Below are 12,019 nucleotides of genomic sequence, written 5' to 3'. Positions count from 1 at the left end.
TCTCCGCTCACAAGCTGAACGTCATTTTGATGGTCCCCGCGTGGCTCTTGAAATCGCGGCGCAAATCGCCGTCATACCCGAGGCCAATGCGGAACCGCTCGGTCCGCATGAACGACATCCCCGCCCCGACCGTAAGCCCGTCGCGTGCGCCGCGCGCGGACGTGCTGGTGAAGGCGACGCCGCCGAGCACCGCGGTCAGCGGAATGGGCCCGTTGGTATAGGTATGGACCCACCCAAGCTTCAGCATCGGCGCGAAACGACCTGATGCGGAGTCGAACACACCCCCACCTTGAACGCCGATTTCATGACTGAGCGAATCCACGTCGAGTTTCGCGACCTTGAGGTTGGCGGTCCCCGCCTCGCTCTCTTCATATCCCGAATTGTGCAGGTGAACCTCGCGAATGCTTGCGAACGGCGTCAACGATGTGCTCGTCGACAACGGGATGGTGTAGCTCGTCCGCAGATTTCCGAGATATTGCTGACCATCATAGGAGGCTCGCGCGCTGACCCCGAGGAAATCGATGCGTCGCAATTGGTCGTAATGATTGTAGCCAAACCCGATCTGGCCATCGATCGTAAAGCGGGAGTTGTCGGGATCCCCCGGTTGCCAGGTGAAATATCCGGTCGCCTGGAAACTGTTGAGCGTCGTCGAACTTCCCCGGATATTCCCGCGGCCATGCGCATTGCTGTTAACCCAGCTGAGCGCGCCCCCGGCAATGAAGTTCGACGTGCCGAGCAGATCGGCGCCGACCATTACGCCGTAGCTGCTCGCCTTGTACGGCGACGCTGCGGAGACGGCCGCTCGGCGCGCCGAGCTGGCCAGGAACTGTCCCCAGATCACGCCGCGCTGCGCTTGAGATCCTGCGGCAAGGCCGCGTTCCTCGCGACCGGTCACCGCGGCGGCAAGCACCTCCTGATGTTGCACGATCGCGTTGACCGCGGGGGATACGGCGACGGCGATCACCTGCGGCGTGAGTTGCGTGGGCGAAAGCTGGACGATCGCGGTCTGCTGTTGCGCAGGCGTCAGTTGCGACAGCGGCAGGAGGATGTTCGTGATGACGGGCGCCGCGGCTGCACTGCCCGCGTCCGCAATCGCATCGAGCGCCGCGCCAGTGCCGACACCCGCCCCGCCCGCCTGAGCGCCCGTGCCGGTAAAGGTCGTCGGTCGGACCGGCGGCGGTGGCGTGATCGTTCCGTTGGGATCGCTCAACGTCAGCACCAGCCCCGTCGCCCCGGCGCTCGCGACACTGGAAAAGGCGCCGGTCAAACCGGTGACCGAAGACGTGAGGTTGCTGAACGCGAGACCGCCGTTCGCCTTGACCAAGGTATACGCCTGCCCGGCGGCCAGCGTCGCCGTCCCCAGTTTGACGAGCGTGACGTTGGTGCCCGTCAAATTCGCCGAGCCGCTCACCGATAGCTGGCCGTAGGCGGCTGTCGACGTGACCCCGATCAACAGCTTGCCACCCGTCTGAGTGTAATTGCCAGTGATGGCGACGGGCGCATTCACCGCCAGCGCGGCACCGTCGAGAACGACCGTTCGCGTGCCGACGTTAATCGCATCGTTCAACAGGATGTTACCGGTCATCACGAGATTGCCACCGGCGTTGACGATCGTCCCCTGGCTTCCCGCGGCATAGCCGGTCAGCGTTCCGAACACCGTCCCGCTGCCGCCTGCGATCGCCAGTGTTCCGTCCGTATCGCTCTCGATGTTCCCTGCGATCACACCGGTGTTGACGATCGGTCCGATCACCCCAAGATTGCGGATAGCAGCGGCCGATCCGCTGAGCGTGCCACTGTTGGTCAGACTGCCAAGCGAACCGCTTGCTGCGATGTAGACCGGATAGGCCGCGGAAAGGGCGCCAGCGTTGGCCAGGCCGGCAAGGCTCCCGCCGACGAAGTTATTGTCCGCCGACACGATCAGGTTGGTCCCAGCCGTCCCGGGCGTCAGGGCCAGCCCGGTGATCGATCCGGTAGAAACGGTCACTCCAGCGTAGCTCGAACCGGTCCCGCCCTGTACGAGCGTTCCTACCGTTGCGCCTGCGAGGTAGTTTGAGGTCGGCGAGAAGCTCGTCGTTACCGTGCCGCCGCTCAGCGTCGCCGTGCCGTCGACCACGATCTTCGCGTCCTGCGCAAGCCGAACCGAACCGGAAGTCTGATGATAGGCTCCCGAAATCGTGGCGCTGGTCGGAAGCCGAAGCTCGGCACCGCTGTTCGATACCGTATGCCCTGTCGCGGTGATATCGCTTTGAAGCGCGATCGTGCCCGCGTCGAACACCACGTCGCCACCGCTACTGACGATCGTACCGCGACCGCCGCCGAAGCCAGTCAACGTGCCCACGGTCGTGCCCGTGCCACCCGAAATCCGCAGGGGCTCCGCTGAGGAATTGGTAATGTTGCCGGCAATGACGCCATCGTTCTGGATGCGTCCGAGCGTCCCCGCAGCAAAGATCGCGGCGATTGATCCAGTGAGCGTGCCACTGTTGGCCAAGCTGCCGAGACTGCCGGTGGAGGATATGTAAACGGGATAGTCTGCGGTCAGCGCGCCGGTGTTCGTAACGCTGCCGAGCGTGCCGCCGACATAGGTGTTGAGCGCGGTGACGACCAAGCTCGTTCCGCTCGTGTCCGCCTGAAGCGCCAGCCCGGTGACTCGCCCAGTATCGACCGTCACCCCGGTAAAGCTCGTTTCGGTATCGCCGCGAATCAGCGTGCCTGCGCTGGTGTTCGCAAGATAGTTCGCCGAGGAGTCGAACTGTGCCACGACGCTGCCGCCGGTCAGGCTTGCGTGCCCGCTGACGACGAGTTCAGCCCCGCTCGCCAGATAGAGCGCGCCCGCAGTCTGGCTGTAGCCGCCCGTGATGCTCGCGCTGGTCCTCAAGCCGAGGGTTGCGCCGGTGTTCGACACGACATGCCCCGACGCCACGATATCGTCGTCCAGAACTTGAACGCCCGATGCGAAAACGACGTCGGCCGATTCGCTGAGGATGGTCCCGCGCTGTCCCTCGAAGCCAGTGAGCGTCCCCGGCGTCTCCACCGAGCCGCCGCTGATGGTCAGCGCCGCTTCCGAGGCATTCTCGATGTTGCCAGCGATCGTCCCGCTGTTGGAAAACGACCCAAACGCTCCGGTCGCACCGACACGGACCGCGACGGCACCAGTCACCAACCCGCTGTTGGTGAGGACGCCGATCGTACCGTCATTGACCAGACCATGATCCCCGCCCGCGATCGTACCGCGGTTGTCGACCGTTCCGATGCTGCCATCGTTGTACAGCGCATGCTGCCCCGAAATCGTGCCGGTGTTGCTGATCCGACCGATCGTCCCGCGATTGTAGATGCCGTATGCAGCGCCGGTGATTACCCCGGCGTTGGAGATCCCGCCGATCGCACCATTGTTGTCGATGCCGGCCGCCTGGACGGCGGGCGAGTCCATGATCGTGCCGCTGTTGAGAATGGTGCCGATAGAACCACCGTTGTAGAGCCCGACCGTACCATCGATGACGCCGCGATTTTCGAGCCGCTCGATGATGCCCAGATTACGGACGCCGAATTCCGTACCCTGCAGCACGCCACTGTTCTCGAGCGTACCAAGATACCCTGTCGTGGCGATATACGCTGCGGTTGTTACGCCGGTAATCGTTCCGCTGTTGACCAGATCCCCGAGCGTTCCGCCGACGTAATCGTTGTTGATACCCAGCAACAGATCGACATTGCTCCCGATCGTGGCCGTCGCCGCGGCGATCGCCAGACCGGTGACGCCGGACGCCACCGCTACCCCGTCATAGTTGGATCCGGCACCGCCCCGCACCAAGGTTCCGCCACCGCTCCCGGCGATGTAATTCGCCATCGTGTCGAGTTGGTTGCTGGTGATGAGCCCGCCGGTGATGTTCGCGCTGCCGCTGACCAGCAGCGACGAAAGGCCGAGCGCAAGCGTTCCCGACGCCTGGGCGTAGTTCCCCGTAACGTCGATGGAATGGATCAGGCGCACCGACGCGCCATCGTTGAGGAGTGTCCCGGTTCCGACGTCGACCGCGTCGTCGAGCAGAAGACTGCCCGACGCCAACACGACGTTGCCGAGCGTACTTACGATCCTGCCCTGCCCCGACTGGCCGGTGAACGTTCCGACCGCGCCATCGAAGCCACCGGTTATGGTCAGCGCATGTCCCGACAGGTTGCGGACGTCGCCAAGGATCGTCCCGCTGTTCGCCAACGCCCCCAGACTGCCGCTTGCAGCGACATAGATCGCCGTCGGTGCGCTCAGCGTCCCGGTGTTCGCCAGCGTTGCCAGCGTTCCGCCGATGTACGTGTTGTCGAACGTCTGGACCAACGTCGTGCCGACGGTGCCCGCGCTCGACAACAGGCCTTCGGGACCGCCGGCGAGCGTCAACCCGCGGTACGTCGACCCCGCGCCGCCCGTGATCAGCCCGACACTCTCGCCCGGCATGTAATTGGCGGTGCTCGCGAGATTGGACGCGACGGTGCCCCCGGAAACCGCAGCGCTGCCGCTCACGACCAGTTCGGCCGAGCCTGGTACGAGCGAAAGGGTCCCGTCGGTCTGGCTGTAATTGCCCGTAATCGTGGTCATCGAGGCGAGCGCGATGCTCGCGCCGGCGTTGGTGACCGTATGGGAAGGACCGACGACGATGTCGTCGTCCAGCAGGATCGCGCCGCTGCCGAAGGTCAGATTACTCGCGCTGTTGTCGATCAACCCGTGCCCAGCGCTGCCAGTAAAGGTGCCAACCACCGTGTCGCTGCCGCCGGTGATCGCCATGTCGGTCGCACAGGCGTTGACGATATTGCCGCGAATCAATCCGCTGTTGGCGATCCCGCCGAGTTGACCGGAACTCGAGACCACGATCGCATTGATGGAGCCGCCAACAAGCGTGCCCGCGTTGAGCAACGTCGTGATCGTCCCCTCGACATGCAGCGCCTCGGCGCTCCCCGAGATGTGTCCGCTGTTGCTCAGCATACCGATATTGGCGCTGCTGAAGACCCCCATTTCCCCGCCGCCGACCGTCCCGCCCGGTGCGTTTATGAGGATGCTGATCGATCCCCCATCGTGCCGAATGCCCGTGTTGCCACCAATGATCCCAGTGTTGGTAAAGGTGCCGATGGTACCGCCGTTGTACAGCCCGGTATCGGATTGGCCGGTGTTGCCCGTGATCGTCCCGCTGTTATTGAACCGGTCGATCACTCCAGTGTTGCCGAATCCTACGCTGCTCCCGCTGATCAGGCCTGCATTCGAAATGGACAGGATCGTCCCTGCGTTCCAAGCACCGCCACCACCGAAGACATTGCTGATCACCCCACCGGCCAGATTGACCAGTGTATCGATCCGGCCCGTATTGTAGATCCCGTGCCCGCCGGTTCCGTTCCCGACGCTGATCAGCCCGGAGTTCATCAGCGTGCCGATCGACGAGGCATTCAATATGCCGTACGTCGTCGCGCCACTTGCGCTGAAGATCGTGCCGACGTTGTCGAACAGGTCGATCGAGCCAACGTTGTGCAAACCGATCAGACCACCGATTTGACCCGCATTGGAGAGCGATCCGATGCTGCCGCGGTTGAGAAGTCCGGTCCCGGTTGCACTGAGCACCCCGGAATTGCCGAGCGTGCCCACGGTACCGGTGTCGGCGACATACAGCGCGTAGGTCGCGCCCCCGATCGTCGCGCTGTTCTCGAAGACGCCTTGAACATCCCCGATGTAATCGTTGCCCGCAGCGACGATGAGGTTGGTGCCGTTGGTGATCGCCGACAGTTTCAGCCCGGTAATGCTCCCGGACACGGCGAGGTTGACCCCGTCGTAAAGCGACCCCACACCCCCCGCGACGAGCGTTCCGCCCGCAGCCTCGCCCGCGCGATAGGCCCCGGTCAGGGACAATCCGCTCACGTCGGCCGCGACCGTTCCACCCGACAGCACGGCGGCCTCGCTGACGACTAGCCTGCCAGCGCTTCCGAGTTGCAACAGGCCCGCAGTCTGACGGTAATTGGCCCCGATCGTGACGATCGTCGACAGCGCGATATCCGCTCCGATATTGCTTACCGTCAGATTGCTTGCTGCGATCCCCGCAGCGATGATCCCGTCGTTGAGCAGCAACGCCCCGGACGCGAAGGTCATATTGCCGCTCGCGCCGATCGTGCCCTGCAGCGATCCCGTAGCCCCTGTGAACGTTCCGACGGTGCCGGCGCTCCCGCCGATGATCGTGCCGATCATCCCGCCGCTTCTGTTGATGTTCCCGCGGATGACCCCGCTGTTTGCGACCGTGCCGAAGGTGCCCGAGATCACGTTGCTTCCGCCCGACATCGTGCCGCGGTTGTCGATCAGCGTGATGACAGCGTTGTTCTGGATCGCCGTACTCGCCCCGGCGATCAGCCCGGTATTGATGATCGTGCCGATCGTCCCGCTGTTGAGGATCGCCCAGCTGTTGTTGCTGATCGTACCGCTGTTGACCAATTGGCCGATGCTGACCTGATTCCACAATGCGGTGAATTCGCGGTTGGTGATCAACCCGCTATTCGCCAAGGTCGCGATCTGGCCAAGATTGTTGATTCCGAAACGCGCGCCGCTGAGCGTTCCGGTGTTGGTCATCGTCCCGATGCTGCCGGAGGTGGCAACGTACAGACCGGTGTTCGCTGAAGTGATCTCCGCGCTGTTCGTCAGTGTCGCGAGCGTCCCGCCGACATAGTCATTGGCGATCGATAGCAGCAGCTTGTTCCCGACCGTGTCGGACGTCTTGTCCAACCCACTAATATCGTTGATCTCGACGGTCGCACCGCTGAGATTCAGGCTCGATCCGCTGAGCAAGGTGTAGCTGCCCTGCAGATAGTTTCCCGTGCTCGACAGGTCCGACCGCACCGTGCCGCCGCTCAGCACCATCGCACCGCTGGCGATCAGCCCGGCGCGCGTCGGATCGATCGAGAGCGTGCCGGTGGTCTGGCTGTACGCACCGGTGAGATTGATGATCGACGCGAGCTGAAGGTTTGCACCGGTGTTACTGACGGTGCGACCCGTGGCGACGATATTGTCGTCGAGCAGCAAATCGCCGGACGCGAAGACGAGATTGCTGAGCGTGTTGGTGATCGTCCCCTTGCCGAATTGCCCGGTGAGCGTGCCAACCGCTCCCCCAAACCCACCGCTGATCGTCAAGTCGTTGGCACTATCGTTGCGGATCGCGCCAGAGATGACGCCGCTGTTGCCCAGCTCGGAAAAATTCCCGTTCACATAGAGGGCCGTATTTCCGCGGATCGTCCCCCCCGCCCCGTTCGCGAGCGTACTGAGAACGCCCGACACGTTGATAGCCGTGGTGGCGTTGCCGATGTACCCACTATTGGTCAGAGAAAACACCGAACCGGATATGTTGATCGCGGTCTGCCCGGAGGTGATCGAGCCACTGTTGTCAATCGTCTCCAGGACTGCTGAGAGATAGATTCCCTGGGGGCCACCGTTGATGGTGCCACTATTGGTCAGCGTTCCCACCGACCCATAAACGGCGAAACCCGCCGACCCGGAAGAGATGTAGCCCGAGTTCGTCAGCGCACCCAGGATGCGGTCGATCTGTAACCCCGCGGCAGTGCCGCCAAGGATCGTTCCCCCGGCCGCGTTGATCAGCGTGCCGATCGTGGACTGGCTGCCCAGGCCCTTTTGCGCACCGGAGATCAGCCCGCTGTTGAGAAGCGTATCGACGCTGCCGTTGGTGTTGAGGCCGTCTGCGAGACCAATCAGCGTACCGCTGTTCGACAGCGTCCCGACCGTCCCCGTGCTCGCGACATAGATCGGATAATCGACCCCGGTGATCGTGTCGGTGTTCCCGATCGAAACCTGCGTGTCGCCGATGTAGATGTTGCTTGCGGCCAGCGCGAGATTGGTGCCGCTCACTTTCGCGGACGTGGCCAGTCCCGTGACCCCGCCCATCGTCGTGATGCTGACCCCGGCGTAGGTCGAGCCGACCCCACCCGACACGATCGGACTGCCCACGACATCGCCCGGACGGTACGTACCGGTCGGGGACAATCCCCCCGCGTCGGCTGCAATCGTTCCGCCCGACAACACAGCTGCCTCGGTAACGACCAGTCGGCCGTCGCTTCCTAGCCGCAATACCCCGGCCGTCTGGTGGTAGTTGGCGCCGATCGTCACAATCGTCGACAGCGCGATATCCGCGCCGATGTTGCTCACGGTCAAGTTGCTCGCGGCGATGCCGGATGCAATGATCGTGTCGTTGAGCAGCAACGCTCCCGCCGCGAAGGTCAGGTTTCCACTCGCGCCGATCGTGCCCTGGGTCGATCCGGTAAGCCCTGTGAAGGTCCCGACGGTGCCCTCGGTGCCGCCGATGATCGTGCCGATCAGGCCGCCGTCCCCGTTGATGTTCCCGCGGATGATGCCGCTGTTGCCGACGGTGCCGAAGGTGCCCGCAATCGCGTTGCTGCCACCCGACATGGTGCCGCGATTGTGAAGCAGGCTCACGACACCGTTGTTCTGGATCGCGTTGGCCAATCCGGAAATGATGCCTTCGTTGATGATCGTGCCGATCGTCCCGCTGTTGAGGATCGCCCAGCTGTTGTTGCTGATCTCACCGCTGTTCAACAGGTGACCGATGCTGCCCTGATTCCATAGCGCGGTCAGCCCGGCGTTGGTGACCACGCCGACGTTGAAGAGTGTGCCGATCTGGCCGCGATTGTTAACTCCAAACTCTGCGCCACCAAGCGTCCCGCTGTTGGTCACCGTCCCGATGCTGCCGCCGATACCGACGTGCAGACCGGTGTCGGCTGCGGTGATCGCCGCGGTGTTGGTGAGCGCCGAGAGCGTCCCACCGACATAGTCGTTGGTGATCTCTAGCAGGAATGTGTTGCCGACCGTGCCGGACGTTTTGCCCAGACCGGCGACATCGTTGATCTCGATCGTTACACCGCTGAGGTTCAGGCTCGATCCGCTGAGCAAGGTGTAGCTGCCCTGCAGATAGTTGCCCGTAGTGGACAGGTCCGACCGCACCGTGCCTCCGCTCAGCACCATCGCGCCGCTGGCGATCAGCCCGGCGCGCGTCGGATCGATCGAGAGCGTGCCGCTGGTCTGGCTGAACGCACCGGTGAGATTGATGATCGACGAAAGCTGAAGATTCGCCCCGGTATTGCTGACGGTGCGGCCCGTGGCGACGATATCGTCGTTGAGCAGCAAGTCACCCGCCGCAAAGACGAGGTTGCTGCGCTGATTGGTGATCGTCCCCCTGCCCGACTGTCCCGTCAGCGTGCCGACGGTTCCAGACGTTCCGCCGCTGATCGTCAAAACGCTCGCACTGCCGTTCAGGATATCTCCCGAAAGAACGCCGCTGTTATAGATCGTGTGGACCGCGGACGCGGGCGAAATCACCAGTGCAACCGGCCCGGCGATCGTTCCGCTATTGTCGATCGTACCGATCCTACCGCCCGCATGCCAGATCCCGAACTGCGTTCCCAGGATCCGCCCGCTATTGGTCAGTTCGCCGATCGTGCCTTCGTTGTAGATCCCTCCAGTATTTCCGCTCAGCAGACCGGTGTTGACGATTCGACCGATCGAGGCGCTACCGATGTTGTTCCCGATGCCACTGCTTCGGGAACTCAGGATCGTGCCGTCGTTGAGGATCGTACCAATCGTACCACTATTGGCGATGCCGCCGGCCGCCGAAGTACCGAGCGTTCCTGCCGCTATCCAGCCGCTGTTCGTTACCGTGCCGATCTGCCCTCCGTTTTGCACGGAGATCCCGCGCGTAGCGCCGGACAACGTGCCGGTGTTGCTGAGCGCGCCGACACTGCCGGTAGCGCCGATCACGATGGCGGCAACCGGACTGTCGATGGTCCCGCTGTTGTTGAGCGAAGCGAGCGTTCCGCCGATATAATCACCGGCCGCCAACAGCAGCAGGTTGTTGCCTACCGTTGAGCCGCGCACCCCGAAGATGGACCCGAAACCGGTGCTGATGCTGACGCCGGTATAGCTTGAAGCCTCGGTGGCTTGGACCAGCGTCGCCAGCGTTCCCGCGAAATAATTCTCAGTGGCGAAAAGCGGAGCGGAAAGCGTTCCGCCAGAAAGCGTGGCTCCCCCCGTCACAGACAGAGTGCCGGCCGCCCCCAGCACCAGTTTTCCTGCCGTCTGGTTGTAGCGTCCAGCAACTCCAATCGCGGTCGTGAGCGTCAGCGCGGCGCCCGAGTTCGTGACGGTATAGCCGGACGCCGATATCGAATCATTGAGCAAAATGTTGCCCGAATTGAAAACGATGTCGGCGGCAGAGGTGATCGTACCCGTCGCACCGGTCACGAAGCCGCTCAACGTGCCGATCGTCGGACCCGTACCGCCGCTGATCGTCAGGGCGTTGCCGTTGTTGGCAATATCGCCGGCGATCAGGCCCGAATTCTCGATCGTCCCGAGCGAGCCGGCGTACGTGCCGTCGACATCGTTGATGATGGCGAACAGCCCCTTTATCGTGCCCCTGTTGGTGAGTGTTCCGATCGTGCTGCCATAATTTAGGATCGCCCCGGAGCTCGCGCCGGAGATCAGCCCGGAATTGATGATGGCATTGATGATCGCAGGAGTCAGGGAGCTACTGGTCGCCCGGGTAAGAACGAGCCCCGAGCCAAGACTGGTAATCCTGCCGGTGTTGAGAAATAGCCCGATCGAACCAGTGTTCTGCACGGCATTAACGGACAAACCGGTGTTGTCGATGACACCGTTATTCGTGAACGTGTCGACCGTACCAGAATTGAAAACCGCGGCACTCGTGTCCGCGACGACCGTGCCAGTAGGCTCGATCTCAAAAAGCCCGACATTGCCATTGAGCACCTGCGCCCCGACCGTCGTTCCGGAAATGGTCGTATCCGCCCAGGATGTTTGGGGCATCGCAAGTCCAGCTCCAATCGCCAATAGCGAAATGCCGGCCTGCAGACGTCGAGTCCGTTTGGTCTGATCGGGCGCTTCGCCGTTCATCACCACCGGACTTCCCCTTCAACAACAGATGCGGATCAATAAACGCCTTACTCTCATTGAGGTATATTACTTCAAACCCACATCTATACCGCCAACCGCATTACAATACGTCTGTTCTGCGTTTATACATTTAGGTAATATTACAGTAGTTTCTTTCTCCTTTCGGGAGTTCACTTCCACTGAATGAAGACGGATCTGTCCGACCACGTTCGGGGACCATACGGTGATGCACTCGTCCGTATTGCGCTATGCTGTGCGACACTTCTTTCGCTCAGCTTCGGGAGCCCGTCCGTCGCGCGCCAGTCCGCATCGCGCCTGGTGCGCGACGCGGCGTGGCAGTCGCAGGTCATCCCGACCGGGCGCTTCGACCTTGCATCAGCCACGCGATCAGGGCGCGATACATCCGATGTCCTCGTGATCTACATCGAGGGCGACGGCTTCGCCTACACGCGCGAAGGGCGCCGTTCGCTCGATCCGACACCGACCGCCCCCGTCGCGTTGCAACTTGCCGTGCAACACCCCGGTCAGGGCGCGGTCGCCTGGCTGGCGAGACCTTGCCAATACGCTGCCCGTTCGCGTCACTGCCAGAGCGATTACTGGAGTATCGCGCGTTTCTCCTCGGAAGTGATCGACAGTGCGTCCGAGGCGCTGGATCTTCTCCTTCGACAGACGAACCGGATTAGACTGATCCTCGTCGGATATTCGGGAGGCGGAACGCTGGCAGCGCTGTTGGCGGAACGGCGGCGGGATGTGGCGGCGCTGGTGACGGTCGCCGCCAATCTCGATCTGGCGCAGTGGACGCGCGCACGGCACTTATCCCCCTTGTCGCGCTCGCTCGATCCAGCAGCCGAAGCGGCGCTCCTGTCGAGCGTGCCGCAGGTTCATTTCGTGGGCGGCGATGACCCCGTGGTCGACCCCACGATTGCCCGAAGTTTCGTCGCGCGCATGGCCCCGAACGCGCCCGTTTCGATCATCGTCGTTCCCCATCAGGATCACGGCGGCGGCTGGGCACGCCGCTGGCCGACCCTCTCCACGCGTCCTGAACCCTCTCAGGTTCGCGGCTGGCGCTGACATTGC

2 protein-coding genes are annotated in these 12,019 nt (G+C 62.9%); one reads left to right on the top strand and one right to left on the bottom strand.

Annotated elements, in window-relative coordinates:
• Nucleotides 1-7: 7 nt before the first annotated feature.
• Nucleotides 8-10,855: a hypothetical protein gene (locus ABIC16_RS09770; RefSeq protein WP_354290920.1), complete on the bottom strand. Its 10,848-nt coding sequence runs from the start codon at nt 10,853-10,855 to the stop codon at nt 8-10.
• A gap of 270 nt (nt 10,856-11,125) precedes the next feature.
• Between ABIC16_RS09770 and ABIC16_RS09765 the strand changes: the two genes are divergently transcribed.
• Complete coding sequence (locus ABIC16_RS09765) at nt 11,126-12,013, top strand: hypothetical protein (RefSeq protein WP_354290919.1); 888 nt, start codon at nt 11,126-11,128, stop codon at nt 12,011-12,013.
• Nucleotides 12,014-12,019: the final 6 nt, after the last annotated feature.

The organism is Sphingomonas sp. PvP055 (assembly GCF_040546365.1).
Taxonomy (GTDB): domain Bacteria; phylum Pseudomonadota; class Alphaproteobacteria; order Sphingomonadales; family Sphingomonadaceae; genus Sphingomonas; species Sphingomonas echinoides_A.
Note: the sequence above shows the minus strand (reverse complement) of the source record. Positions and strands in the feature narration are given on the sequence as shown.